Consider the following 25,358-nt stretch of genomic DNA (forward strand, 5'->3'; position numbering starts at 1 on the left):
GGCAGGACGGTGAAGTTCGAGAAGGTCGAGCAGCCCATATAATGGAAGATCGGCTGGCCCTTGTAGCTGAACCGGGTCGTGCCGTCGGGCATCAGCCCCTTGCCTTGCGTCGCGCGGATCGCGGTGCACAGGTTGGTCTTGCCCGACAGGCACGACTTACACTGGCGGCATTCGGGGGTGTAGAGCGGGATGACATGGTCGCCCGGCACGACGCTGGTCACGCCCGCGCCCACCTCGCGCACGATGCCGCAGCCTTCATGGCCGAGCACGCTGGGGAAGATGCCTTCGCTGTCCAGGCCGTCCAGCGTATAGGCGTCGGTGTGGCAGATGCCGGTCGCCATGATCTCGACCAGGACCTCCCCGGCCTTGGGTCCTTCCAGATCGAGTTCGACGATTTCGAGCGGCTTCTTCGCTTCGAAGGCGACGGCGGCGCGGGTCTTCACGACAAGAATACTCCAGTGACAGAATAGGAAGGTCGTTGGGGAAGGGGGGATCGCGGTGCGATCCCCCCTGTCGTCAGAAGCGAACAGTGGCTTCCACGCCGAAGGTCCTGGGCAGGGCCCGAACCAGATAGCCCGCTCCGGTGATGCCCTCATTGGGATAGCCGCCCGGGAAATAGAGCCTGTTCGACAGGTTCTTGCCCCATACCGAAAGGGTGTAGCGATCCGTCACATAGCTGATACGGCTGTTGAACACCCAATAATCGCCCTCGCCATTTGTATAGAGGCCCGTCGCAAGGTTCTTCAGGACACCGCGACTATAGTCCTTGAACGAGTCGTAATAGAAGCGGCCCGAATAGGCGGTGTCGCCATGTATCTTGATCGTGCCAGCCCCGACATCCGCCGCATCCCAGTCGAAGCCCAGGTTGATCGACGACTTCGGTGCATAGGGGAAGGGGTTGCCGCCGACGCTGACACTACCCGCGCCCGATTGTACGCAAGACCCTTTCTGTGCCGGATACAGGCCGCTGAGGTTCAGCGCCGCGCAGCTTGCCTGATCGAAATCCTTATACTTGCTGTCGAGCAGGCCGAGCGATGCGCTGAGCGTCAGGCGATTGGTGGCAGCGAATTCGACATCCAGTTCCAGCCCCTTCATCGTGCCGTCGAGCGTGATGACGTTCGCCGTCACGCTCTGGTCGACGACCTGGCTCTGCTGGTTCTTGTAATCATAATAGAAGAAGCTGCCATTGACCTGAAGCCGGTTGTCAAGAAACCGGGTCTTGAACCCCACCTCATAGGCGTTCACTTCTTCCGGTTTGACGAAATAGACCTGCGGCGAGCTGATATAGGCGAGGCCGTTGAACGTTCCGGCGCGATAGCCGCGACTGTAGCTGGCATACAGCATGACGCCGTCCACCGGCTTCCAGTCCAGGATGGCGCGGCCCGAGATGCGGCTGGTCTTGCCGTCCTTGTTGATGCCGCCGGGCACGCTCCCCCCGGTTGCCGGGATCACCACGGCACCGGCCTCGTTATAGACCGGCGACAGGAAATAGGGCGCGCCATAGGCGGAAACGGCGAGCATTCGCGCATTGCCCGCGTCGTCATAATAGGTGGTGATGCCATCGCGATATCGGGTGATGTCGGTCGTGTAGCGCAGGCCCGCCGTGAACTTCACCGTCGGGGTGATTTCATAGCTGCCTTCGCCATAGACGGCCCAGCTTTCGCGCTCCTGCCGGAAATGCTGCTTGCCCATAATGCCGGTCGGCACCGAACCGGCCGACAACACCTTTCCGTTGAAGCCGCCCGCCGGGTTGAACCAGGTCGAGGGCAGGCCGACGGCGGCACGGACGTCGCTCAGCAGGTTGAAGATGTCGATGGCGTTGTTCGACGTGACTGAATCCCAGCCATAATAGGCGCCCGCGATCATCTTGAACGGGCCGCTGCTGTAATCGAGCCGCATATCCTGATTGAAGGCCTTGAAATCGGACCGATAGCCGTTCGAACAGAGGCGCAGCGGGCCGCTGTCGCAATCCGTCTGTGTCTGGAGATAGAGGCCGGAATCATAGCCCGTGATCGAGGTGAGGCTGAGCCGGTCGGCAAGGTCGGCCTTCACCGTCAACACCGCCCCCTCGGTGCGGGTAACGGCGCGGCCGACGGTATCCTGTTCGATCTCGGTATCCGACAGTCCCGCCCGGCTGTAGCTGCTCGGCAGTAGACCGGCGCCCTTGGAACCCAGTGCCTGGAACAGGGGCGAAAGGATGAAATTCGGGTTTTCATAGTCGAACAGGCCCGGATTGGACTTGTACGGGCCAGCACCGAGAGAGGCCGCCGCGCCTCCGGTCGATTTGGACGCATAGCCCTTCAGCGTGATGTCGAGCGCGTCGACCGGCTTAAACCGCATCGTGCCGCGAAACGCATAGCTCTCATCGCCGCCCGGATCGCGACCCGTCGCGAAATTCCGCCCGGACGCACCGCCTGCCGCCGTCTTGTTCAGACCGGCGGGCATCAGATTATGGATATAGGGATCCATTTTGACATAGGTGCCCGCGATGCGGATACCGAACCGGTCTTCGACGGGGGTCAGTTCGACCGCGCCTTCGAAGTTCCAGCGGTCGTAATTGGCATAGCCCACCGTCAGATACCCATTATCGCCCTTCAGAGCGGGCTTGCGGGTGATGAAGTTGATCGCACCGCCCGTCGTGTTGCGGCCATAGAGCGTCCCCTGGGGCCCGCGGACCACTTCGACCTGGTTCAGATCATAGAGTTGCTGCCCCTGGCTCGCGCGGAAGGTCTGATAGACCTCGTCGACATAGACGCCGACCGGCGATGCCGCGCTTGCGCTGAGTTCGGTGCCGACACCGATACCGCGCAGGGTGAAGTTGGGCTGCTGCGAACCATAAGCCGATGACACTTGCAGATTGGGCATCGAACCGTTCAGGTCCGACGTGTCGAACACGCCCTGGGCGGCGAGTTCCGACGACGAAATGGCCGACACGGCAACCGGAACGTCCTGGAGGTTCTCCGACCGCTTGGTGGCGGTCACGACGATCTCCTCCAATCCTCCGGCCTGTGTCTGCGCCTTGCTCGCATCCTGCGCGGATGCCGGCATTGCCGTGCATGTCGCGATGGCGAGAATGCTGATGCCCCCGACCCTTTTCATGTGAAGCTCCCTGATAAGGTCACTGCATCTGAGTGCATTGGTGACCCGTTGCGCCTGGGCATCAGCAGTCAGGGATAAAGGGGTGCGTGGATCCTGTCGCACAGCCCCGAACGCTGGTGCCAGGGATCAAGGTGCCGGATATCTGCCCCTCTTCTTAGGACCTGTTCGCCGCTTTTTGATGGGGCCAGTTCAGCTCTGGTCCTGTTCCATGGCGCGCAGCATGAAGCGTTGTATCTTGCCGCTGGGGGTTTTCGGCAGTTCCGACAGGAACGCGATCAGCCGGGGATAGGCATGCGCGGACAGTCGGGTTTTGACATGCGCTTTCAGGGCCTCGGCCAGCGCTGGCGTTGGCGCAAATCCCGCGTTCAGGACGATGAAGGCCTTGACCAGCTCGGTGCGGTCCGGGTCCGGCACGCCGATGACCGCGGCCTCCATCACGGCGGGATGTTCGATCAATGCGCTTTCGACATCGAAGGGGCCGATCCGATAGCCCGATGAGGTGATGACGTCGTCGGCACGCGCGATGAAGCTGACACTGCCGTCGGGGCCCAGCTCCACCGTATCCCCCGTCCGGTAATAGCCGCCACGGATGGCGGGCGTGGGTTGTTGCCAATAGCCGTCAAACCAGAAGAGGGGAGACCGGGCGATGTCGATCGCCAGTTCGCCCGGTTCGCAGAAGCCCCGTTCGTGGCCGTCCTCATCCAGCACCGCGACCCGATAACCGGGCATCGCAACTCCGGCCGAGCCGATGCGGACGGCGTGCGACAGGCCGTGATGGTTGTTCACGAGCATGCCGGTTTCCGTCTGGCCGTAATGATCGTGCACGGGCACGGCGAGCTGGGCATCGAACCACCGGATGACTTCGGGATTCAGCGGCTCGCCCGCACTGCTGACGACGCGCAGCATGCCCTTTATCTTGGAAGCGGCCGCGCCGCCCCCCGCCATCAGCAGGCGATACGCGGTGGGCGAACCGGCGAGATTGGTGACGCCGAGCCGGGCGATAAGATCGATGGCGGCCTCAGCGGAGAAGACGCCATCATGCAGGATCGTCGCCCGGCCGAGCAGCAGCGGCCCGGTGATCCCGTAATAGAGACCATAGGCCCAGCCGGGATCCGCGATATTCCAGAAAAGGTCCTCCGCTCGCAGGTCTATCGCCCATCGCATATAGGCGCCGATCGCGATCAGCGCCTTCAGGGGCACACCCACGCCTTTGGGGAGGCCGGTGGACCCCGATGTCGACATCATGAGGAAAAGATCGTTGCCCGTGCGCAGGACCGGCTCGAAATCGGTAGACATCCCAGCCACCTGGGCCTGGAAGTCGATGTCGCCCGCCACGAGCGGCTCTTCCGGGGTGCGGACGACCGCAATCGGTGGACATTGCGCGATGTCCGTCAGCTTCGGGCGATTGGCGCTGTCCGTCACGACCAGCACGGCGTTTCCGATACCCAGCCGATGCGCGATCGCCTTGGGGCCGAAGGCGGTGAACAGCGGCTGATAGGTCGCCCCGATACGCCACACGCCCAGGATCGTCGCGACCAGCTCCAGCCTTCGCGGCAACAGTCCCGCTACGACGTCGCCGGGCCGGACGCCGTGCGCCACCAGCATATGCGCGACTTGCGCCGACAGGTCGCGCAACGCGGCGAAGCCATGATCACGGCGTGTGCCATCCGCCGCGATCGTGATGAGCGCCACATCGTCGCTATCGGCATAGCGGTCGCAGCATTCGACACAGGCGTTGATGCCGTCCGACAGATGGCCCGAAAGGCGCGCCCGCTCGCGTTCAATGCAGAATTCCTCGACCGCCTTCCTGTAATCAGGGACGGCGACCGATGCCGATAGGCCGGTCATACGTTCGATCCTCTCCACGATCACGCCGCATCGATGCGGTCTCTCGGGCTTCCCACCTTGATTGTTGAATTGCCGCTGCGCCTGGCGGGAGGAGGCGTCGGCCTGAATCCATGATGATGCGTTCGCCCCTGCGGACGGCGTCTGCCGGACCGGAGTGGCGGCCCCAGAGGTCCCGCCACCCGTCACCGCGATCCCGGCGTTATTCGGGCAGTACGTCCCGCGTGATGACCCACAGCTTCTTCGAGAAGGGGCCCTTCGACGTCCATGTGATGTGCATGCCGGAAGACAGGCCGATCGTATCGCCCGCCTTGAAATTGTGGACCTTGCCGGTGTCGGTTTCCACCACCTCGACCTCGCCTTCGAGCAGCAGGATCGTCTCGTCGCCCAGCACGCCGGTATAGGGGGTCTTGAGTGCGCCCTTTTCATCGACATCGCTGCCCGCGATGCCCTTGCCCGACCGCCAGACGCCGCTCATCATCGTGCCCGTCGAACCGCCGGAGCGCAGGAAATAGAGTTCGCCTGCGACCAGGGGGCCTTCGGCGGGTTCGTCGAAATGATATTCCAGCCAATCGGCGGGATTGTCGCTGGTGTGCGCGATCAGCAGATCCTGCGGCGCGTTGCCCGTCGGTTCGCTGCCGTTCCAGATGCACCACCATTTCTTGAACGATGGTCCCTCGATCTCCCACTGCACTTCCAGCCCCTTGGGCGAGTTGATGATGGAACCGGGGCCGACCTTGTAGCGCTTGCCGGTGGAAAGGACGGTGAGCACGGCGGTGCCGTCGATCACGCAGGCGACTTCGTCGCCCAGGGGCGAGGAATAGACGATGGTATGCGACCCATCCGCCGTCGCGCCCGGCGCGGTGGGGCCAGTGCGCCAGAAACCGGCCGACAGCGATCCCGACATACCCTCGGGCCGGGTCACCACATATTCGCCGTGCACCTGCATGCCGAAACGGGGCTCGACCCATTCGAACGGCAGCCATTTGTCATTGGGTTCGTTCTGCACGCCGCCATGAACCGCGTAACGCGGCAATTCCTGCACTTGCGCCGCCAACTGCGTTGCCATGCCAAATCTCCCTTGAACGAGATTGAACCGTAACCGGCCGATCGGGAAAACCATTCGGTTCCCCCCGAACGTCGACCAGGCTTGACTATCAGAGCATCACGACCGACGGCCTAGCGCCATCCCTGGCCTTTTTGATGGGGCCAGATGGCCACATTCGACCGCCTTCTCCGCCGTTCACGCCTCCATCGACGGGGCGGTCAGCGAGATGGTCTCCGCGAGGAGCGGCACATCCTTGAACACGGCGAAGCTGCTCGGCGTGTTCGGCATGACGGGGAAGTTGAAATTGCACTGGGGGCAGGGTTCGGCGAGAACCTTCTGCTCCTCCTGCAGCTCGAACGCCTTGTCCTCGACCAGCCCGCAATTGGGGCATACGCGGAGAAGCCGCGTGTTGGTCAGTTCGAAATTGGTGATGATGTCTTCCATGATCGCACCACGCGCCGCCCATGCCTTGGCATGCTTGTGGTAGGTCGCCTGGTGCCAGTCCTTGAGCGCCGCGCGGTTCACCCAGAAGCTGACCTCGTTGAACCAGGTCGGGTCTTCGGGATGGACCCACCACGTCAGATGGAGGAAGCCGGGCAGCTTCATCAGGTGATTGCGCGTATCGGCGAAAATGACCTTGAACTTCTCGTATCCGTCCGGGCTGGAAAAGCGCACACGCTGCATACTGAGATAGATGGACATGGGATTCTCCGCTCAATGAGTCCAGCCCGATAAGCTGTGCGGTGAGGATGAAGAGCGACTTGGCCAGTCGGTAGGGCCAGTATAGCTGAAGATGATGGTGCCAGATGCTGACGGCTCTATCATTGGCGCGACCGTGCGATAGGATCGGTGCAGCTGGGGTAGCGAAGGCATGCCTGACGATGACGATGAACCTGATCATTCGTATCGACCGCGAAGACGAGCGATCGCTGCAGGTGCAGATTTACGAGGCGGTCCGCGATCAGATCCTGCAAGGCACATTGGCCGCGGGCAAGCGACTGCCCTCTACGCGCAGCATGTCGGACCAGCTGGGCATCGCCCGCAACACCGTGACGCTGGCCTATGAACGCCTCGCCGCAGAGGATTATATCACCTCGCGGGCCAAGGCGGGCATCTTCGTCAATGACCGGCTGCCCGACGCGACCGTCCTGCTGCGCAATGGCCATTCATCGGTTCAGCCCAGCCGCAAGCGGCTCCGGTTGGGCAAGAATCCCAGCTTTTCCGGGCGGGCGCCCCGGTTGTGGCACGAAAGGCGATCGCGGCCGCAGTTCGATTTCTTTGTCGGACGACCGCGCCCCGACAGTTTCCCGACCAGCTTCTGGCAACGCACGATCGCGCGGCATCTCGCTTATGCCCATGGCATCCAGACCGAATATAGCGATCCGCGTGGACTGGCCGCGCTGCGCGAGGCGATCGCGGCGCATCTGGGCGAAACGCGCGGGATGGAAGCCAGCGCCGATCAGATCATGGTCACCTCCGGCATCCAGGGAGCGCTCAACCTGCTCGCCCGCATCTTCATCACCGATCGTACGAAGGCGAGCGTGGCGGTCGAGAATCCCTGTTACCAGGGTGCGGCCTTTCTCTTCGGCAGCTATGGTGCCAGCATCCGTCCGATCGACGTCGACGAACAGGGTATCGTCGTCTCGCAACTCGAAAGCTTCATGGGCAATCTCGTCTATGTGACGCCGTCCCACCAGTTTCCGACCGGCTGCACGCTCAGCCTCGACCGGCGGCTGCACCTTCTCGACTGGGCCTATCAGACGGGCAGCTATGTCATCGAGGATGATTATGACAGCGACTTCCGCTATGACGGACCGCCACTGACCGCGCTGGCCGGACTGGATCGCCGGGGTCACGTCATCTATCTCGGCACCTTCTCCAAATCGATCGGCGCGGGGCTGAGAGTGGGTTATGCGGTGATGCCGCGTCATCTTCTCGATCAGGCGCGATTGGTGAAGACATTGACCGACCATGGCGCACCATGGCTGGAACAGGCGGTGATCGCGGATTTCCTGAAGGAAGGCGCGTTTCTCCGCCATCTGCGCCGAATCCGCCGGTCCTATATGGGCGCGCGCGACCAAGTGATCCGGTCGATCGAAGAGCATTTCCCCGGCGGCGTGCTGATGGGGCGCGAATGCGGGATGCACATGATGTGGACGCTGCCACCCGATCTTCCCGCCGCGAATGACATGCAGCGTATCGCGCTGAACTGCGGCGTCGGTCTGTATCCGTTCGCGGGCGCCGCGACGCAGGAATATGGCAACCCCGGCCGCTTTCGCGAACGCTCGCTGGTACTTGGTTATACCGGGCTGTCGGAGGAGGCGATCCGCGAAGCCTTTACCCGTGTCGCCACGGTGGTCGGCCAGCGGCGCTAGGCCGCCCCAACTGGTACCACTCTTAAGGCCGGATTTGGCTCTAGGGGATGGACCGAAAGCTTCTTAGCCTTCCTGAAATTCCTCGACGTTCCCTTCGCCAGGTGGCCGACGTCGACGACTATGCAGGAGGATGGGATATGCCTGGTTACCGGCTTCTGATCGACGGTCATTTGGTCGATGGCGCGGATAGGATGGAGGTCATCAACCCCGCGACCGAGGAGGTGCTGGCCTTATGCCCGCGCGCCTCGGCAGGGCAGTTGGATGAAGCGGTCGGGGCGGCGAAGCGGGCCTTTCCGGCCTGGGCGAAGACCCCGATCGCGGAGCGACGCGCGCTGATCCTCGATCTTGCCGATTGCATCGAGGTGCATGCGGAAAGCTTGGCGCGTCTGCTGACCCAGGAACAGGGCAAGCCATTGAGCGAAGCCACCGCCGAGATCGCCTATAGCATCGCCTTCATTCGCCAGCTCGCGACCCATGACCTGCCGGTCGGGGTGTTGGAGGACAATGACAGCCGCCGGGTCGAACGGCATCGTCGCCCGCTGGGGGTGGTCGGCGCAATCATCCCCTGGAACTTCCCGGTGCTGATCGTAGCCTTCAAACTGCCTTTGGCGCTGCTGGCGGGCAATACGCTGGTCATCAAACCGGCGCCCACCACGCCGCTGTCGACGCTGCGCCTGGGCGAGATGATGGCCGGGATCTTCCCACCCGGCGTGGTCAACGTCATCACCGATCAGAACGATCTGGGCACTCGTCTGACGTCGCATCCCGATATCGCGAAGATCAGCTTCACCGGATCGACCGCGACCGGTCGGAAGGTGATGGAGAGCGCGGCGGCGTCGGTCAAGCGCCTCACGCTGGAACTGGGCGGCAACGACGCGGCGATCGTCCTGCCCGATGCCGACCCGGTGAAGGCGGCGACGGGCATTTTCGGCGGTGCGTTCCTGAACGCCGGACAGGTCTGCATCGCCATCAAGCGCGTCTATGCCCATGCCGACATCTATGATGCGCTCTGCGCGGAACTGGCCAAGCTCGCCGAAGAAGCCGTTGTCGATGACGGTCTGAAGCAGGGCGCACAGATCGGGCCGCTCCAGAACCGGGCACAATATGACAAGGTGAAGGCAATCATCGAAGCGGCGCGATCGGACGGCACGATCATCGCCGGGGGCGAAGTGCTGGACCGGCCCGGCTATTTCATCCGGCCGACCATCGTGCGCGACATCAACGACGGTGCGCGGCTGGTGGACGAGGAGCAGTTCGGCCCCGTGCTTCCCGTCATCCGCTATGACGATCCCGAAGACGCGCTGGCACGCGCCAACGCGTCCGATATGGGACTGGGCGGCTCGATCTGGTCGTCCGACCGCGATGCGGCACGTGACCTCGCCATGCGCATGGAGGCGGGCACGGTCTGGATCAACAAACATCTCGATTTCGGCCCGAGCATTCCGTTCGGCGGCGCGAAACAATCGGGGCTGGGCGTCGAATTCGCGGAGGAGGGCTTCCACGAATTCACGCAGGTTCATGTCATCAACGAAGCAAAGGCCTGACCGGCCATGGCATAGGCCGCAAACAGGATCGATACCGGCGGTCACAACCTTCATGGCCGCCTATAACTCAAGAGCCCAGCGGCCTCCTACCCTACGAATACAACCTAGGGCCGATCGCCATTCAGCAATGCCTTTCCCTCCCTCGCCCCTCGTAGAGGGGAGAGGGTTGCGCAGACTTGGTCTTTGCGAAAGCAAAGGCCTAGTCGGAGCTGGGTGAGGGGTGGGCGCTCGCTTGGCGAGCGCGCGAGCCTTTGGGCTCGCTCAACCCCTCACCCAAGCTACGCTAGCCAGCAGGCTGGCAAGCTTCGCTAACCCTCTCCCCTGTCCAGGGGAGAGGGGAAGAAGACGCAATACTGAATGTCGATCGACCCTAAAAGTCTGTACGTCAGAGCAAGGCCGGTTCATCGTCGATCCGATCCATCAGATGCCGGGACGGAACACTTAAGCGTCGACTACCCCCAAGACGACTTGACGCCATCCATGTTTCTGCGATGCGCCATGCCCGCTCATCGTCCACATCGATCCATCCCAGATCGCTGCAATCCGTGATGCCAGCGGCCCGGTCGGTTACGAGGCACCGCATTCCCTCGGTGAGCGATGGCCTGTCCAATCCGCGGAGCGCGTCGAAAAGGCCCTTGCCGACCTTGAACACCCCCGTATCGAAGCAGTCATAGAGGGCGAGACCCTTGCCGATGCCGACCAAGCGGTCGCCCTCCGTCTGAACGCACGTCACGTCGTCAAGATCGATCCAATCGCTATCGATCCGACGGTCGATCCCGAGCGACGCGCCGCCGCCCGTATCGGCGGCGGCCATTCGCCGATAAAAGGCGGGTTCGACCAGATGGTCGCACATCGCAAGGATCGCCTCCTCACCGTTCAGCAGCGGTTCGGCCGCCAGCAATGACGAGCCATTGGGATGCCGATGATCCTTCACCCGTACTGTTTCGACCTCGATGGGCCAGTCCTGCGCCGCGACATAGGCTTCGATCGTCTCTGCCTCATAGCCGACGACCACGACCGTTCGCGCCAGCCCTGCCTGCGCCATACCGAACACGGCATGGGCAAGCAGTGTTCGCCCGTCCACCAGGCAAAGGGGCTTGAGCGGAGCGACAGCGCGAAGGCGGGAGCCTTCGCCTGCCGCGAGAACGATACCGGTTTCGATCATTCCGCCGCTTCGGCAATGAACTCATCGACGGCCTGGGCCGCCAGGTCATCCGTCATCTGAAAACGCGGATGCTTACAGAAATACGCCGATGCCGCGTCGATCGGCCCCGCCAAACCGCGATCCTTCGCCAGCTTGGCGCACCGGATCATATCAATGGCGACACCGGCACTGTTCGGGCTGTCCTCGACGGACAGTCGCAATTCCAGGTTCATCGGCACACCGCCGAACATCGTCCCTTCCATCCGCAGGAAGCAGATCTTGTTGTCGTTCTGCCAGGGCACATAGTCGGACGGGCCGATATGAACATTGTCGTCATGCAGCCGCTCCGCAGCGACCGACTGCACCGCCTCGGTCTTCGAGATTTTCTTGGAGGCGAGGCGGCGATGATTGGACATGTTCAGGAAGTCGGTGTTGCCCCCGGTGTTGAGCTGATAGGTCCGCTCCAGCTTGACGCCCCGCTTGGCGAACAGATCGGTCAGCACGCGATGAACGATGGTGGCACCGAGCTGCGCCTTGATGTCGTCGCCAATGATCGGCACGCCAGCCTGGGTGAAGCGCTCCGCCCAGATGGGGTCGCTCGCGATGAACACGGGAATATTGTTCACGAACGCCACACCCGCCTCGAGCGCGCATTCGGCGTAGAACTCGCTGGCGGCCTGCGAACCCACCGGCAGATAGTTCATCAGCACATCGGTCTTGGTCTCGCGCAGGGCGGCGACCACTTCCGCTTTGGACGCCTCCTTTTCATGCGCGAGCAGGAATGTCCGATTGTCGTCATAATCCGACATATGTTCGGCGACGCCGTCAAGCACATGCCCCATCCGTACCTTGGTCCCAGTGGCAGGCACGGTTTCGCAAAAGACGGCGGTGCAATTGGGCTTGGCGAAAATCGCCTCTGATACGTCCTTGCCGACTTTCCGTTGATCGACGTCCCAAGCCGCGACGACGCGGATATCGCTCGGCTTATACCCGCCAAGGTCCCAATGCATGAGCCCGACGGTCTCATTTGCGCCCTCGCGATAATAGGAAAGACCCTGCACGAGAGAACTGGCGCAGTTTCCTATTCCAACGATAGCGATATTAATGGCCGACATTATTTCTTATTCCCTCTTATTTGCCAGAAAAGGATCTGCCGGTACTGCACTCAGACGATTTTCGACGATGCGGTGCTGGAAAAGTCCGAAGATGAGGATGACGTTCAGTGGGATGAGTTCAAACCACCAGAACAGGCGGGGATTGGCGAAAAGGCAGGCAAGGAAAATCGCGTAGACCCGCACATTGGCGGACAACAGGCTCATCAGTCGCATAGGCCCAACGGCCTGAGCGGCATATCTTGCCGCAAACTCGGAGGGCGCAGGGTGCTGCCCCAGCACATAATCGAACCGCGCGGCGACCCGATCCAATAGTCCCCAGCAAAGGTCATAAAGTCGAACCAACGGATTGCGGCTCGGAGTCGGAGGGGCGATCATCGCCACCGCGTTGCGACGACGGTGAAAGCGGGCCCGCTCGCTCTCGTACATGTTGGACTGGACCATGTGCGCAATGCCTGCCGCCACGGCCAGCGCCCAGCCTTCCAATGTGCCGATCGACAAGGCCAGAGAAACATAGATCAGGATGAAGACACCGTGATCGCACAACCCGTCCAGCACGCGCCCCAGCGGACTGGCGGTGCCCGTGGCCCGCGCGATCATCCCGTCCAGGCCGTCGGCGACAAGCCAGCCGACCGACAGCAGCAAGCCGACCAAGGCGAAAGGCCACATTTCCCACTGGGTGTAGGCCAGCGCCGCTAACGTGCCCAAAGCCAGCCCGGCCAGGGAAACGGCATTGGCCGAAATTCCGCGCGCGATGAACCAGGGCAAAAGAAAGCGCGCCGCTGGATGAATAATCCAGAGATTTGTCGGATCTTCTATCCGGCGGTCCCGTGACATGTCGGGGATGGTAAGCGTCATCAAATCGTAATGTATGGACTAAGCCCTACGAATAGCAAGCGATTTGCAAAGGGCCTGCCACGCGTCGATTCAGGCCGGTGGGCGTGACGGGCTTGCATCCGCCGAAATGCGCAAAATCAACGTGCTAGGCTCGAAATCCCTTGCTGTGAGCGAGGACCGCATGCCTGGGCTCGGCTTCCCAAAAGACCGGTTATGCCGGTCATGCCGTCGAACGATCCTCCATGCCCGGCTCGACTATCGCATCCCCGTCGCTCTCGACCGTCACGGGAATGGATTTGGCGGCGGGCGTCTTGCTGCCCACGGCATAATGCCACACCGGCATCAGGACGTTGCACTCGGGATAATAGCCGCCGATGCATCCGACCGGGATGTCATAGGCAACGACGATCATCCCCGACAAATGCCGGTCGACCCCGTCATCGGCGACGGTGCGCAACGTCACCGCCTGCCCGACCCTCAGGCCCCGGCGTTCGATGTCGGAGCGGTTCATCAGCACGATGTTGCGGATGCCGTCGATGCCCCGGAAACGATCGCTATAGCCATAGACGGTGGTGTTGAACTGGTCGTTGCTGCGCAATGTCATCAACCGCAGCACGTCATGGCCGACGTCCGGCATATCGAGGTCTTCGTCGAGTGCCTCAGGCGTAACGAAATTGGCGCGGCCGGTATCGGTCTGCCATTCGCGCCGCTTGGCCGGCAGGTCGCGCTGGAAGCCGCCGGGCTCCCACATGCGTGTTTCATAGTCATGGAAATTGTCGGGGAGCGTATGGGCAATCTCCCGCCGGATCTCGGCATAGTCGGTCATATAATCGTCCCACCGCACCTTGGGGTTGGGCTCGAACACCTGTTTGGCAAGTTCGCATAGCAGCCGGATCTCGCTGATGAGATGCGGAGAGGCCGGTGTGCGGATTCCGCGATTGCCGTGTACGCAGCCAGACGTGTCTTCCATCGACAGCGCCTGCTGCCCGGCCGCCGTCTCGTCTATCTCCAGCCGCCCGATCACCGGCAGGATATAGCTGATCTCGCCGGGGAGCAGGGCGGTGCGGTTAAGCTTGGTCAGGACGTTGACGGTCAGCCGCATCCGCCGCCAGGCAGGCTCCATCCGGCCCTGGTCCGGGATGGCACGGGCGAAATTGCCGCCCAGCATGAAGAACGCCTTCACCCGCCCTTCGAGGATCGCCTCGCACGCTTCGACCGTGTTGTACCCCGCCTTGCGGGGTGGCTCGAAGCCGAATTGCTCACCCAGCCGGTCGAGTGGAAAAAGCTCGGGCTTTTCCGTGATGCCGACCGTCCGTTGGCCCTGGACATTGCTGTGGCCGCGCACCGGACAGATGCCCGCGCCGGGTCGTCCGATATTGCCGCGCATCAGGAGCAGGTTGACCAGCATCTGCACCGTCTCGACCCCCGCACGGTGCTGCGTCAGGCCCATGCCGTAAATGCCGATGGTCGACGGCGCACGGGCATAGATCAGTGCCGTCGCTTCGAGGTCGGCACGGTGCAGTCCGGAACGCCGCTCCAACACGTCCCAATCCTGCGCCCGCAGCCAGTCGGCGAAGCGCGCGAACCCATGCGTGTGCTCGTCGATAAAGGCGAGGTCGAGGATCGGCGGCTCACCCGCCGCCAGGGCGTCGTCGTGCAGCGTCAGCACCGCCTTGCAGATACCCGCGATCGCGGCCAGATCGCCGCCATTCTTGACCTGATGATAGTCCGAACTGATCCGCGTATCCTTGCCGGTCAGCATCTCGGTCGGCGACTGGGGGTTCAGGAACCGCTCCAACCCCTGCTCGCGCAGCGGGTTGAAGGTGATGATCGGCACCCCGCGCTGACTGGCTTCCTGAAGCGGGTGCAGCATGCGCGGCGAGTTGCTCCCCGGATTCTGGCCGAAGAACATCAGGCAGTCGGTCTTGGCGAAGTCTCCCAGATCGACCGTACCGACGCCCTGGCCGATACTGGCGGGAAGCGCGACCGAGGTCGTTTCGTGGCACATGTTCGAGCTGTCGGGCAGGTTGTTGTTGCCATAAAGCCTGGCGAATAGCTGATAGAGATAGCTACCTTCGTTCGACAACCGGCCGGAGCTGTAGAAGACGGTGCCGTGTTGCTTGTCGTCCACCGCGCGAAGTTCGCAGGCGATCTCCTCGATGGCATGGCCCCAGGATACCGGCACATATTTGTCGGTCGCGGGATCATAGCGCAGCGGATGGGTCAGCCGCCCCGGCTGCTCCAGATGATAATCGTCCCATCCCAGCAATTCGCTGACCGTATGTTCGGCGAAGAAGGCGGGCGTGCAGCGGTGAGCGGTCAACTCCCACGCCACTGCTTTCACCCCGTTCTCACAGAACTCGAAGGGGAGCGGCGTGGCCGGTTTGACCCAGGCGCAACTGTTGCACTGATAGCCGTCGACCTTGTTGTGGCGCGACAGTGCAATGCTGGCGCTGCCGAGCACGCCCTCCCGGCGCAGGATATTGCCGACCGATCGGGCCGATCCCCACCCGCCGGAGGGGAGGCGATACGGCTTGTAAGTGGCTTTCATCGGGCATCTCCGGCCGGGGGCGGCGAGCGTTTCCTTGCGAAACATTCGCCGGGTCCTGTCGTTAACCCTGTAGCGGCGGCGGCTATCCCAGATTTAATCTAAGATACGGATTTAAAAAGGAGAAATGCCATGACGGTCGGTCGCGACTATATGCTGGAAAAGACGACGGGGCCCTCGGCCCCGAAATATTTCATCGACACGCAAATCGTGCCGCGACTGGTCAACGCCGTCGGTCGAGGGGAGGTGATGCTCGACCATTCGGCTGTCCGTCTTGGTATCCGACCGTCGGTGCTCGTCGGCGGGGCTGCGTGTATCGTGGCAGGGCTGCTCTGGAATATGCGGAGCGGTCGGTCAGGGACGACGGATCAAGCGTAGCACAGCTGATCGGCAGGGTGATCCTTATTGGAAGCGGGAATTCCGGTTGCCCGGCCATATCTGGGAAACCCCCGGTTTTGCTTGGCCGAAAGGCTAAATCTGCCAGCCTCCCCCCAATGCCAGGAATAGCTGGACCTGGTCCGCCGCCAGCCGGCTGTCCGCCGCCGCGAGCGTCTGCTCTGCGCCGATCAGCGTGCGTTGGGCATCGAGGACGGACAGAAAACCCGTGCGCCCCGCCTTGAACAGCCGTTCGGCATCAGCCGCAGCGCGAGCGGACTGGTCGCGGGCGGCGGTTAGGGCCGCACGGCCATCCAAGTCCCGAGCGTAAATGGTCAGGGCGGTTTCGGTCTCGCGCAACGCGGCCAAAACCGTCCCGTCGAACTTGGCATAAGCGGCGTCGGCGTCGGCCTGCGCGCTGGCGATGCGCGCGCGGACCCGTCCACGGTTCGGAAACTCCCAGCTGATCAGCGGGCCCAGCGAGAATTTATAGGTGTCGCTGCCGAGAGCATTGCGCAACAGGCCGACCGAGCCCACCGAGGCGCCGAGGGTGATGCGCGGGTAGAGTTCCGCTTCCGCAACCCCGATCCTCGCCGTGGCGGCGTGCAATTCCAATTCGGCCCGGCGCACGTCCGGACGACGTTGCAGCAGGGCGGCACCGTCGCCGATCGGAATGGCCCGGTCGAGACGGGGCTCCTGCGTACAGGCCGCGACCTGGCGGTCGAACTCGGCGGGAGGGCGGCCGGTCAGCGTCGCCAGACGGAACAGCGCGACCTGCTTGGCGCCGAGCAAGCTCGGCAAGCTGGCCCGAACCTGTTCCTCCTGCGCCCGCGATCGGGTCGCGTCGAGCGCGATGCCGCGTCCTGCGCGGATCAGCCGCTGCGTCAGGGTCGTCGTGCGCGACTGAAGGGCTACCGCCTGCTGCGCGATGCCGATCTCCCGCCCCGCGGCACAGGCATCGAGATAGGCGCGGGTCGTATCCGCCACGACGGTCGCGCGGGTCGCGTCATAGGCGGCCTGGGTCGCTGCGACATCCGCCCCGGCCGCTTCGACGGCGCGCCGGATCTGCCCGGCAAGGTCGACCTGATAGGAAATACCCGCCCGCGCCGAATAGACGAAGGATGAGGGCAGGGGGGCACCGGGCAACAGCTCTTCCTCCGCCGATCGCTGGGCATAGCCGGGCGCGGCCTCGATCTCGGTCCTTGGCTGGCGCGCCTGCTCGACAAGGCCGAGCGCGGCATTGGCGCGTGCGATATTGGCGCTGGCGACGCGCAGGTCCGTGTTATGAGCAAGCGCGTCCTCGACAAGTCGGTCCAGCACCGGATCGCTGTACAACTTCCACCAATGGTCCGGCAGCGGGGCAGAGGCGAAGGCCGGGGAAGAGCCGCTGACGAAGCCGCCCGTCGCACTGGGGCGTTCCGCGACGGCTGTGGCGGGCCTGTGATAATCGGGCCCCGCCGCTGCACAGCCCGCAAGCAAGGCCGCCATGAGGGAAGAGGCAAGCGGGTGGCGCCTCATGCCCGTACCCCCTTGGGTCGAGCCGGTGCCGCTGGCGGCAATATCTCGACGGTCGCGGTTCGGCCGACCACCAGCGCAATCCCGGCGGGCAGCCGATCGATGGTGATGCGGACGGGGATGCGCTGTGCCAGCCGGACCCAGCTGAAGGTCGGGTTCACATTGGCGAGCAAATTCGCGCCCGAATTGCGATCGCGATCCTCGATACCGCCAGCGATGCTCTGCACATGCCCCGCAATGGTCGATCCTTCACCCATCAGGCGGATCTGCACGGGATCGCCGACATGGATGCGGGGCAGTTTCGTCTCCTCGAAATAGCCGATGATGTGGAGCGAACTCCGGTCGATGATCGCAAATTCGGGGTGACCGGCACTCGCATAGTCGCCGGGGCGGAGCTCCAAGTTCGTGACCGTGCCGGCGACGCTGGCGCGTACCATCGTCCGGGCCAGGTTGAGGCGAGCGGTGTCCAGCGCCGTGCGGGCCTGGGCCAGCGAAGCATCGAGCTGGGCGACCTTGGCCATGCTCTGTTCGCGGACTTCCCCGGCGACCAGATCCCCCAGCGACTGGTTGCGTCGGGCCTCGCGTCGGGCTTGGGCAAGCTGCACCTGCTGGGCGGCGACCGCCGCCTGCGCCTGCGCCACGGCCAGCCGGTAACGCGGCCGGTCGACCTCGAACAACGGCGTGCCGACCGCCACCTGCTGGTTGTCGCGGACAAGGACCGAGGTGACCAGCCCGGACACATCAGGCGCCACCTGAACCACATCGGCGCGGACCCGGCCGTCGCGGGTCCAGGGGTCTTCCTCATAATGCGCCCATAGCCGTTGCCCGGCGAACCCGGCGAGGGCGACGACCATCAGCGTCACGGCGACGCGCAGAAATGCAGTCTTCTTCATTTCACTAACCGAAAAGAGCGGCCACATCGCCGCCGTTGAGGAGCGCGGCAAAGCCCGCCCAAAGGAGAATGGTAAGCGCCACGTCGAACAGGCCGCGATGCCAGACGAACCGATATAGTCGCAGCCGCCCCAGCACCCAGGCGATCGCTTCCGCAGCAACGAACGCTAGAATGGCGGCGATCAACAGCGGGTGGACATAGACCCCGGCAAGATCGACTTCCCCCGTCATGCCGCTTCCTTCCGCATTTCCCAGGGAGCCGCCCCCGGAAAGAAGTTGCGACGCAGCCCGGTCAACGCGGCAAGCTCGTTCCACCGGCTTTCGGAAGCCGGCAGGTCGATCGCGGAGGCGATGGCGGCATCGATCCGGGCGAGCAGGGCGGATGCGGGTATCGCCGTCGTGTCGGGATCGCCGTTGCGGAAATGCACGGCGATCTCGTTGCGCAACGCGGCCAGCGCTGCGTTATCCTCGCTCCCGTCCGGCGCCAGCTGAGCCACATTCACGCCCACCCGCAGATCGCGCAGCGTCGCCATGGCGACATCGCGGTCCGCCTGGTCGACATCACCGACGCGCGCGGCGAGAAGCCCCACCCGGTCGAGCATCCGGCTCTTCCAACTGGCGATGGCAAGGCTGGACGGACCGGACGCGAGATCGGCCAGTTCGCGCCAGCCCGCGCGGCGCAGCCGCCGAACGGCCGTTCCCGCGCCAAGGCTGCGGAAGACACGCGTCGCAAAGATCGCGGCCGCCACGCCGACCAGCTGGGCGATGCTGCCATTGAAGAAACCAACGGCATCGGCGGAGAAGTTGTTGGTCAACGCCAGGCCCCCCGCGATCCCGATGATCATCGGCATCATCCGGCCATACCAGTGCGGCAGCGCGAGCAGGGCACCGGCGATCAGGAGCATCGGGGCCAGCACCAGCGCCAGCATCTCGAAGCTGTGCACCAGCGGCAGCAGCGCAAAGAGATAAAGCGCGGTCAGCGGCAGCGACACGGCGGTCCAGATCAGGAAACCACGCTGGGCGGGAACCGGATCGTCCATCGTCGCAAAGAAACAGCATACGACGGCCGCGATCATCGCCGCCACCGCTCCCTCGGGCCAGGCGGCCACGATCCAGAAAGCGCAGCACCCCAGGATCGCGATCGCGGTCGCCGCGGCGGACAGCGCCGCCAGCGCATAATCCCGGTGGAGCGGGCGGCGCTGTCGCTCGCGCAGCAGGAACCGGACGGGTTCCGGCATCGGGGTGTCGGGCGCGGTCGCCTGCACGGCGACATGCCGCGCCGTGTCGAGCGCCACGACCAGTTCGCCGAGACGGGCGAGCAGATTGGCGATCAGCAGGCTGCCCCATGACCGCATGGGATCGTCGGCCGCCAACGCGGCGCCGCGCGCGACGAGCGCGGCAGGCGCGGCACTGTCCGGCTCCCGCACCCAGCGCCGGACATCGTCGATCAGCGCCGCGACGGGGGCGGGAAGGGCGTGCAGCACCGAAAGGCTGCGTATGCGGTCCTCCACGGCGGAAACGAGCGGGACGAGAAGCACCAGCCGATCCTGCAATGCCGCCAGTACTGCCGTGGTCGGTCGCTGCGCGTCGGTATCGAACGGCACATGCGTGGCCATGACGTGAAGTTCGGTGACGTCTCCGGCGAGGCGGCGGCGCTTCGCATCCGTATGGGCCAGAGGCTCCGGCGCGAGCGAGTCGACGATCCAGCTTTCCGCCTCGCCCATCACAGCCTGAATGCGCGTGCGGAGCAGGGCGGTGACGCTGCGCGGCCAGACGACCGCATGGACGATGGCGGCGCAGGTCACGCCGATCCCGATTTCCTGGGCGCGCAGCACCGCCACCTGGAAAATCGCCTCCGGGTGGGTGACGCTGGGGAAACCCACGAGCGCCGCCGTATAGCCCGCCAGCATGAACAGATAGGATCGCGGCGTACGGTCGAGCAGCGAAACGAACTGGCAGCCCGCAACCCAGAGCGCAAGCGCAAGCGACAGCAAGATCGGCGCGTTGACCAGCAAGGGTATCAGCACGACGGTGGCGCTGGCCCCGACGATCGTCCCGAGGAGGCGGAACACGGCCTTGGACCGCACCGCGCCGGTCAGCGGCTGGCTGGTGATATAGACGGTCGCCATGGCCCAGAAGGGGCGATCCAGCCCGAGCCGGAACGACACGAACAGCGCCAGCATCGCCGCCACGAAGCAATTGGCGGAAAATACCGCCTGCCGCACGCCGATCCGCATGGGCTCAATCCGTCTCGGACGCGCCGATCGCCTGGCTGAGCCGTTCCACCACGGTGATCGCGATGGCCAGATCTTCGGCCGGGATATCGGCAAAGAGCGCAGACCGGATTTCCGCCGAGCGGGTTTCCGCCAGCGCGGCGAGCGAACGACCCGCCGGGGTGAGATGGATCGTCTTGGCGCGCTTGTCGCTGGCATCCGGCCGCCGCTCGGCAAGGCCTGCGCGCTCGATCTGGTCGACCAGCGGTACGACCGTGGGCCCTTCGACGCCGAGCTGCTCCGCCAACATGCCCTGGCGCACCCCGTCGTCCATCCGGCCGAGCAACATGACGGCAAGCGCGGACGAGTGCGAAAGCGACAGCCCTGCCAGGGCACGGTCGAGATGCCGCCTGTAGGCGCGGGCCAGCGGGATCAGCGTGGTCGCCAATCGCCGTTCCAGATGACGTCGAGAATCGGACATTTCGAAATATAGATAGCTATCTATCTATTATGGCGCAAATGGTTTGTGGGCCGTTGCGATCGGGGGCGGCCAGCGGGCAGGGCGGACAATATCACGCGCCTGACCCAATGTGCTTGCATCGAAAGGAAAATCCCGCTGCTATGGGTCATGAGGAATGTCCTTTGCATTGGCGCAGACCGTCGATGAGATTCGTCTGGCTGCCGCTTCTCCTGCTCGCGGGCTGTGGCGACATTCCGCGCGACCCCGAGGGAACGCTGGAGACCGTCCGCGCGAGCCGAGCCATTCGCATTGGGGCGGTCGCGGGTGCCGAGCGAGGGGACATGGCGGTTGCCGACAGGATCCTGGCCCGGATCGCCGCGCGGACCGGTGCTGCGCCCATGGTCGTCGGCGGTACGCTCGAGCCGCTGCTCCTCCGGCTGGAGGCGGGGCAACTCGACCTCGTCGTCGGCGGGCGCTTCGACGCGAAATCCCCCTGGGCGAAGCGCGTCGCGCTCGGTCTGCCATACCGCCGCCATGACGAAGGCAAGGCCGTGACGGCATCGCATATCGTCGCCCGGAACGGCGAGAATGCGTGGATCACGCTGGTCGAACGCGAAACAAGAGCGGAGGCGCCGAACCGATGAGCAAGGACGTCTTGCCCCCGCATTTGAAACCCGTCTTCGCCCGCGCGCAACGGCTGGAGTGGTGGTCGCTGGCCTGGACGATCAGCGTGATCGCCGTCATGGGGGCGGCGATGGGGGCAAGCCAGGCGATGAAGACGGCCTGGATCGAGGACTGCCTCAGCCTGGTCCCGCCGATCGTCTTCCTGATCTCGGCGCGCCTGGAGAGACGTCCGCCCACCGCGCTCTTTCCGAACGGCTTCGCCCGCGCGCCGAGCGTCGCCTTCGCACTGGCCGCCGCCGCGCTCACCGCTCTCGGCGGCGTTCTGCTGGTGACCTCGGCGATGAGCCTGATCGGCCAGGAGCATGCCACAGTTACTTCCGTAAACATCGCGGGGCAGGAAATCTGGCTGGGTTGGCTGATGGCGGCCGCTCAGGTCTATTCGATCATCGTGCCGATCGTCCTCGGCCGGTTGAAGCTGCCGCTCGCGCGCGAATTGAACGACAAGACGCTCTTCACGGATGCGATGACGCAAAAGGCCAACTGGATGACGGGCGTGGCCGGGATCGGCGGGGTGATCGGTATCGGGCTGGGCTATTGGTGGGCGGATGCGGTCGCGGCGGGCCTGATCTCGCTGGATATTCTGAACGACGGGCTGCGCTCGCTGAAGTCGGCGGCGGCGGAACTGATCGACGGCGCCCCCCGCGCGCTCGACGGGGAGCGCGTGGCCGACGATGCCTCGACGCTGCATGCGGCGTTGAACGCCCGCTTCCCGGGCGCCGAAGTGCGCCTGCGCGAGACAGGACGCGTCATCGGCGCCCAGGTCGTCGGCGCCCTGCCGGACGAGGGCGACTATGATCCGGCGGCGTTCTGGCCGGGCGCCCCGGATCGGTCGTGGCGCCTCGACCATGTCAGCTTCATCCCCCCGGAACGAGGGGCCGAATAGCGGCCGTCAGACGGCGCGGGCCCGTTCCTCGACGATCCGCTCGAGCATCGACAGCGGCATCGCGCCGGACTCCAGCACGTCATGGAAATGCTTGAGGTCGAAGCGGTCGCCCGCGATCGCCCTGGCCTTTTCGCGCGCGCGCAGCCAGGCGGCGTGGCCGATCTTGTAGCTGCAAGCCTGACCCGGCGAGACGCAATAGCGTTCGATCTCGCGCTGCGAGCGACCTGGTGCGAAGCCGACCGTGTCGACCAGGTATTTGGTCGCCTGATCATGCGTCCAGCGCTTGGTATGGATGCCGGTATCCACCACCAGCCGCGCGGCGCGGAACAGGAAGGATTGGAGATAACCTGCGCGCTCGACTGGCGAGGCATAGCCGCCGAGTTCGTCGGCCAGTTGTTCCGCATAGAGCGCCCAGCCTTCCAGATAGGCATTGAAGAAGGCGATCTTGCGCAGCGGATGGGTCGGCGCGCGCTGGGCGGTCGAAATCTGGAGGTGATGGCCCGGCACGCCTTCATGATAGGTCAGGCTCGGCAATGTGTATTTCGGCCAGTCGTGCACGCTCTTGAGGTTGATCCAGTAGATCGCGGCGCGCGAACCATCGAGCGGCGCGCGGAAATAATAGCCATTGGGCGCACCGTCCTGGATTTCGGGCGCGACGCGGCGGATCTCGAGTGGGGCATTGGGCGGGTTGGTGAACGCCTGCGGCAGGCGCGCCTGCATCGCCTGGACGCTGGCGTTGAGGCTGGCGAGCAGCTCGGCGCGTCCCGCGTCGGTATCGGCGAACAACTGGGTCGGCAGGCGGTTGAGCTGGTCGAGGCGCGCGCCGACGCTTCCCTTGGTCAGACCCTGGCTCCGCAGGATGGGTTCGAGCTGTGCGGTCAGTTCGGCCACCTGTTGCAGCCCCATGCGATGTACCGCGTCCGGCGACAGGGTCGTGGTGGTCGCCTGCGCCAGGGCCGCGGCATAGAGCGCCTCGCCGTCCGGCAGCGCCCAGACGCCGGCGGCACTGCGCGCCGAAGGGCGAAGCGAACGCAACAGTGCGATCTGGCGATCGAGCGCGGGATAGATCTGTTCGGTGACGATCCGGGCGGCACGCCCCTGCCAGTCGCCAGCGATGTTCGCCGCGCCGGTGCGGCGGGTCAGGGCCTGGACAAGCTGGCTGTCGGCCGGGGCGGGCGACCGGAGCTTCGCCATCTGGCCAAGCGCGAGATCGAGCGAGAAGTCGGGGGCGAGTCGCCCCTTTGCCGCCTCGCGCCGCTGAACCTCGGTTTCGTTATCGAGCTGACGCCCCATCAATGCGAGGCGATCGAGATAGGCTTCGGCATCGTCGGCGGTTTTAACCGGATGGGTCGAGGCCAGAAAATCGGGCAGCGAGAAATACACGCCGTCCTGCTGCGAGATCGGATAGGGCCCCTGCGGCGAGGAGAGGCCGAACTGCTCCGGGCCGACCATGTTGGACTTGATGTTGTAAAGCACGACTTCGCGGTCGATGCGAGCCTGGGGCGATAGCGAAGCGGGGTCGACGGCGGCGACGAGCGCATGGGCCTTGCGATTGCGGGCGAGGTCCTTGGCGATCGCCTGGTAGCTGTTGTCGCTCAGCTTGTGCCGCAGATCGGCGTTCGTGCCGGTATCGAAGCCCAGCGAAGTGGCAAATTCCGGCGACTGGCGCACGGTTTCGCCCAGCACCTGATCGAAGACCGCATTCAGCCGCGTGTCCCCCGGCAAGGCCGCCGCCGCCGGACCGCCCGAAGCCTGCGCGGAGGCCGGACGGGCGGGTAATGCACCAAGCCCAACGGCCGCGGCACCGGACAGCATGAAGGTGCGACGATCCATGAAATTTCCCCGTTTATGAAGCTATTGGTGCCACGCTATGCGACGGAGCGGCCATTGCGCAACCCGGCCGTCGCCGATCAGGGCTTTTCCGGGCACCCCGCCTGTGCCGACAGGATGACGGTCGTCTCCACAGAGGCGATGCCCTCCACCGCCCGCAGCCGGTCCGCCAGGTCCGACAAGGCCTGTGGCGACGCGACCGAGACGACCAACACCGCGTCCCGGTCGCCCGCGATGGCATAGATGCGCTCCACCTCGGGCCAGGACAGGAGCGGGTCGGTGATCCGCCGGCACGGGCGAACCGCCAGGCAAAGCGTCACCAGCGCCTGGACGCCTGCGACGACATCGGGCGCGATCATCGCGCTATAGCCCTGGATGATCCCGTCACGTTCCAGCCGCGCGATACGGGCCTGCACGGCGGTGCGCGACAGGTTCAACGCGCGGGCCAGCGAGGTGGTCGTCCGGCGCGCGTCATGACGCAACAATGCCACCAGCTTCCGGTCAGTCTCGTCCAGGGTCATACCGGTCCGGTTCATGGGCGCTTTCGAAACGTCGTCACTGACGGCGATCCGCAATCTCGCCAATCACCTCGTCCCATAGCATGGGGGCCGCGACAAGGGAGGTCGTGATGAAGATCATCGAAGCAGCCACGTTCACCGGCCATCGCCCCTGGGCAGCGCTGGATATCGCGGAGATCGACGGGGTATCGGTTCGGCTCCACTGGACCGACCAGCCCTATATCTGGCACGTCAATGACGGTGCCGAGGTGTTTGTCGTGCTGGACGGCATGGTCGACATGCAGGTGCGCGAGCGGGGCGAGGAGCGCGTCCATCGCCTGACGCCGGGGACGATCTTCCACGCCGAACCCGGCGACACCCATCGCGCCGTGCCGATCGGACCTGCGCGGGTGCTGGTCGTCGAGCGTGCAGGGAGCATCTGACCGCTAAGCGACGAT

General features: G+C 64.4%; 22 protein-coding genes. 6 read left to right on the forward strand and 16 right to left on the reverse strand.

Annotated features, from left to right (window positions below; all coding sequences use genetic code 11):
* The 5 genes from ABIC44_RS00005 to ABIC44_RS00025 form a co-directional block, all read right to left on the reverse strand.
* A partial coding sequence (locus tag ABIC44_RS00005) for an alcohol dehydrogenase catalytic domain-containing protein (protein WP_354292953.1) occupies positions 1-443 on the reverse strand: 443 nt, incomplete at its 3' end.
* Between the two features lie 73 nt (positions 444-516).
* Positions 517-3,099, reverse strand: coding sequence for a TonB-dependent receptor (locus ABIC44_RS00010; protein WP_354292954.1), 2,583 nt, complete (start codon positions 3,097-3,099; stop codon positions 517-519).
* Between the two features lie 189 nt (positions 3,100-3,288).
* Positions 3,289-5,133, reverse strand: a complete 1,845-nt coding sequence (locus tag ABIC44_RS00015) for an AMP-binding protein (protein WP_354292955.1) — start codon at positions 5,131-5,133, stop codon at positions 3,289-3,291.
* Between the two features lie 13 nt (positions 5,134-5,146).
* Complete coding sequence (locus tag ABIC44_RS00020; protein ID WP_354292956.1) at positions 5,147-6,013, reverse strand: cupin domain-containing protein; 867 nt, start codon at positions 6,011-6,013, stop codon at positions 5,147-5,149.
* Between the two features lie 174 nt (positions 6,014-6,187).
* Complete coding sequence (locus tag ABIC44_RS00025; protein WP_307098714.1) at positions 6,188-6,694, reverse strand: antibiotic biosynthesis monooxygenase family protein; 507 nt, start codon at positions 6,692-6,694, stop codon at positions 6,188-6,190.
* Positions 6,695-6,873: 179 nt separating this feature from the next.
* Here ABIC44_RS00025 and pdxR point away from each other — a divergent pair, with 179 nt between their 5' ends.
* Together pdxR and ABIC44_RS00035 are read left to right on the forward strand one after the other, a co-directional pair.
* Positions 6,874-8,367, forward strand: coding sequence for a MocR-like pyridoxine biosynthesis transcription factor PdxR (gene pdxR / locus ABIC44_RS00030; RefSeq protein ID WP_307098716.1), 1,494 nt, complete (start codon positions 6,874-6,876; stop codon positions 8,365-8,367).
* A gap of 137 nt (positions 8,368-8,504) precedes the next feature.
* Complete coding sequence (locus ABIC44_RS00035; RefSeq protein WP_354292957.1) at positions 8,505-9,911, forward strand: aldehyde dehydrogenase family protein; 1,407 nt, start codon at positions 8,505-8,507, stop codon at positions 9,909-9,911.
* 385 nt (positions 9,912-10,296) lie between these two features.
* Here ABIC44_RS00035 and ABIC44_RS00040 read toward each other — a convergent pair whose 3' ends face one another.
* The 4 genes from ABIC44_RS00040 to ABIC44_RS00055 form a co-directional block, all read right to left on the reverse strand.
* Positions 10,297-11,076 carry a phosphocholine cytidylyltransferase family protein gene (locus ABIC44_RS00040; protein WP_354292958.1) on the reverse strand — a complete coding sequence of 260 codons (780 nt, stop codon included), beginning with the start codon at positions 11,074-11,076 and terminating at the stop codon, positions 10,297-10,299.
* The gene (locus tag ABIC44_RS00045) at positions 11,073-12,170 is read right to left on the reverse strand and encodes an inositol-3-phosphate synthase (RefSeq protein ID WP_307098722.1); all 1,098 of its coding nucleotides are present in this window, start codon (positions 12,168-12,170) and stop codon (positions 11,073-11,075) included. Before ABIC44_RS00045 ends, ABIC44_RS00040 begins: the two co-directional genes overlap by 4 nt.
* Positions 12,171-12,176: 6 nt before the next feature.
* Complete coding sequence (locus ABIC44_RS00050) at positions 12,177-13,025, reverse strand: CDP-alcohol phosphatidyltransferase family protein (RefSeq protein WP_354292959.1); 849 nt, start codon at positions 13,023-13,025, stop codon at positions 12,177-12,179.
* Between the two features lie 199 nt (positions 13,026-13,224).
* Complete coding sequence (locus ABIC44_RS00055; RefSeq protein WP_354292960.1) at positions 13,225-15,555, reverse strand: FdhF/YdeP family oxidoreductase; 2,331 nt, start codon at positions 15,553-15,555, stop codon at positions 13,225-13,227.
* 129 nt (positions 15,556-15,684) lie between these two features.
* On the opposite strand from ABIC44_RS00055, the gene ABIC44_RS00060 reads away from it, so the two are divergent.
* Positions 15,685-15,930, forward strand: coding sequence for a hypothetical protein (locus ABIC44_RS00060; protein ID WP_354292961.1), 246 nt, complete (start codon positions 15,685-15,687; stop codon positions 15,928-15,930).
* 93 nt (positions 15,931-16,023) lie between these two features.
* Here the strand turns inward: ABIC44_RS00060 and ABIC44_RS00065 are convergent, their stop codons facing one another.
* Genes ABIC44_RS00065 through ABIC44_RS00085 form a run of 5 tightly spaced genes read right to left on the reverse strand, consistent with a single transcriptional unit; the run spans position 16,024 to position 20,994 of the window.
* Positions 16,024-17,445, reverse strand: a complete 1,422-nt coding sequence (locus ABIC44_RS00065) for an efflux transporter outer membrane subunit (protein WP_354292962.1) — start codon at positions 17,443-17,445, stop codon at positions 16,024-16,026.
* On the reverse strand, positions 17,442-18,335 hold the full coding sequence (locus ABIC44_RS00070; protein WP_354292963.1) for an efflux RND transporter periplasmic adaptor subunit: 894 nt from the start codon (positions 18,333-18,335) through the stop codon (positions 17,442-17,444). Before ABIC44_RS00070 ends, ABIC44_RS00065 begins: the two co-directional genes overlap by 4 nt.
* A gap of 4 nt (positions 18,336-18,339) precedes the next feature.
* Positions 18,340-18,564 (reverse strand): DUF1656 domain-containing protein, encoded by a 225-nt coding sequence (locus ABIC44_RS00075; protein WP_307098731.1) that lies wholly within the window; start codon positions 18,562-18,564, stop codon positions 18,340-18,342.
* On the reverse strand, positions 18,561-20,570 hold the full coding sequence (locus tag ABIC44_RS00080) for an FUSC family protein (RefSeq protein ID WP_354292964.1): 2,010 nt from the start codon (positions 20,568-20,570) through the stop codon (positions 18,561-18,563). The genes ABIC44_RS00075 and ABIC44_RS00080 overlap by 4 nt, the downstream gene beginning before the upstream one ends.
* Before the next feature lie 4 nt (positions 20,571-20,574).
* On the reverse strand, positions 20,575-20,994 hold the full coding sequence (locus tag ABIC44_RS00085; protein ID WP_354292965.1) for a MarR family winged helix-turn-helix transcriptional regulator: 420 nt from the start codon (positions 20,992-20,994) through the stop codon (positions 20,575-20,577).
* A gap of 215 nt (positions 20,995-21,209) precedes the next feature.
* Here ABIC44_RS00085 and ABIC44_RS00090 point away from each other — a divergent pair, with 215 nt between their 5' ends.
* Positions 21,210-21,650 (forward strand): hypothetical protein, encoded by a 441-nt coding sequence (locus ABIC44_RS00090; RefSeq protein ID WP_354292966.1) that lies wholly within the window; start codon positions 21,210-21,212, stop codon positions 21,648-21,650.
* A complete protein-coding gene (locus ABIC44_RS00095; protein ID WP_354292967.1) occupies positions 21,647-22,573 on the forward strand; it encodes a cation efflux transmembrane domain-containing protein in 927 nt (308 codons plus the stop codon). Before ABIC44_RS00090 ends, ABIC44_RS00095 begins: the two co-directional genes overlap by 4 nt.
* A gap of 6 nt (positions 22,574-22,579) precedes the next feature.
* On the opposite strand, the gene ABIC44_RS00100 is transcribed toward ABIC44_RS00095, so the two are convergent.
* Both ABIC44_RS00100 and ABIC44_RS00105 read right to left on the reverse strand, forming a co-directional pair.
* Positions 22,580-24,406, reverse strand: a complete 1,827-nt coding sequence (locus ABIC44_RS00100) for a DUF885 domain-containing protein (RefSeq protein ID WP_354292968.1) — start codon at positions 24,404-24,406, stop codon at positions 22,580-22,582.
* Between the two features lie 77 nt (positions 24,407-24,483).
* Complete coding sequence (locus tag ABIC44_RS00105) at positions 24,484-24,939, reverse strand: Lrp/AsnC family transcriptional regulator (protein ID WP_354292969.1); 456 nt, start codon at positions 24,937-24,939, stop codon at positions 24,484-24,486.
* A 92-nt stretch (positions 24,940-25,031) separates the two neighbouring features.
* Between ABIC44_RS00105 and ABIC44_RS00110 the strand changes: the two genes are divergently transcribed.
* Complete coding sequence (locus tag ABIC44_RS00110) at positions 25,032-25,343, forward strand: cupin domain-containing protein (protein ID WP_354292970.1); 312 nt, start codon at positions 25,032-25,034, stop codon at positions 25,341-25,343.
* Positions 25,344-25,358 lie beyond the last annotated feature (15 nt).

Origin of the sequence: Sphingomonas sp. 1185 (assembly GCF_040544655.1) — a bacterium.
GTDB lineage: Bacteria > Pseudomonadota > Alphaproteobacteria > Sphingomonadales > Sphingomonadaceae > Sphingomonas.

Coding starts and splice junctions, on each gene's coding strand:
- ABIC44_RS00100 (WP_354292968.1), bottom strand. CDS start 24,406: ATGGATCGTCGCACCTTCATGCTGTCCGGTGCCGCGGCCGTTGGGCTT.
- ABIC44_RS00065 (WP_354292962.1), bottom strand. CDS start 17,445: ATGAGGCGCCACCCGCTTGCCTCTTCCCTCATGGCGGCCTTGCTTGCG.
- ABIC44_RS00105 (WP_354292969.1), bottom strand. CDS start 24,939: ATGAACCGGACCGGTATGACCCTGGACGAGACTGACCGGAAGCTGGTG.
- ABIC44_RS00035 (WP_354292957.1), top strand. CDS start 8,505: ATGCCTGGTTACCGGCTTCTGATCGACGGTCATTTGGTCGATGGCGCG.
- ABIC44_RS00060 (WP_354292961.1), top strand. CDS start 15,685: ATGACGGTCGGTCGCGACTATATGCTGGAAAAGACGACGGGGCCCTCG.
- ABIC44_RS00040 (WP_354292958.1), bottom strand. CDS start 11,076: ATGATCGAAACCGGTATCGTTCTCGCGGCAGGCGAAGGCTCCCGCCTT.
- ABIC44_RS00090 (WP_354292966.1), top strand. CDS start 21,210: ATGAGATTCGTCTGGCTGCCGCTTCTCCTGCTCGCGGGCTGTGGCGAC.
- ABIC44_RS00075 (WP_307098731.1), bottom strand. CDS start 18,564: ATGACGGGGGAAGTCGATCTTGCCGGGGTCTATGTCCACCCGCTGTTG.
- ABIC44_RS00025 (WP_307098714.1), bottom strand. CDS start 6,694: ATGTCCATCTATCTCAGTATGCAGCGTGTGCGCTTTTCCAGCCCGGAC.
- pdxR (WP_307098716.1), top strand. CDS start 6,874: ATGACGATGAACCTGATCATTCGTATCGACCGCGAAGACGAGCGATCG.
- ABIC44_RS00050 (WP_354292959.1), bottom strand. CDS start 13,025: ATGACGCTTACCATCCCCGACATGTCACGGGACCGCCGGATAGAAGAT.
- ABIC44_RS00095 (WP_354292967.1), top strand. CDS start 21,647: ATGAGCAAGGACGTCTTGCCCCCGCATTTGAAACCCGTCTTCGCCCGC.
- ABIC44_RS00080 (WP_354292964.1), bottom strand. CDS start 20,570: ATGCGGATCGGCGTGCGGCAGGCGGTATTTTCCGCCAATTGCTTCGTG.
- ABIC44_RS00110 (WP_354292970.1), top strand. CDS start 25,032: ATGAAGATCATCGAAGCAGCCACGTTCACCGGCCATCGCCCCTGGGCA.
- ABIC44_RS00045 (WP_307098722.1), bottom strand. CDS start 12,170: ATGTCGGCCATTAATATCGCTATCGTTGGAATAGGAAACTGCGCCAGT.
- ABIC44_RS00010 (WP_354292954.1), bottom strand. CDS start 3,099: ATGAAAAGGGTCGGGGGCATCAGCATTCTCGCCATCGCGACATGCACG.
- ABIC44_RS00020 (WP_354292956.1), bottom strand. CDS start 6,013: ATGGCAACGCAGTTGGCGGCGCAAGTGCAGGAATTGCCGCGTTACGCG.
- ABIC44_RS00055 (WP_354292960.1), bottom strand. CDS start 15,555: ATGAAAGCCACTTACAAGCCGTATCGCCTCCCCTCCGGCGGGTGGGGA.
- ABIC44_RS00070 (WP_354292963.1), bottom strand. CDS start 18,335: ATGAAGAAGACTGCATTTCTGCGCGTCGCCGTGACGCTGATGGTCGTC.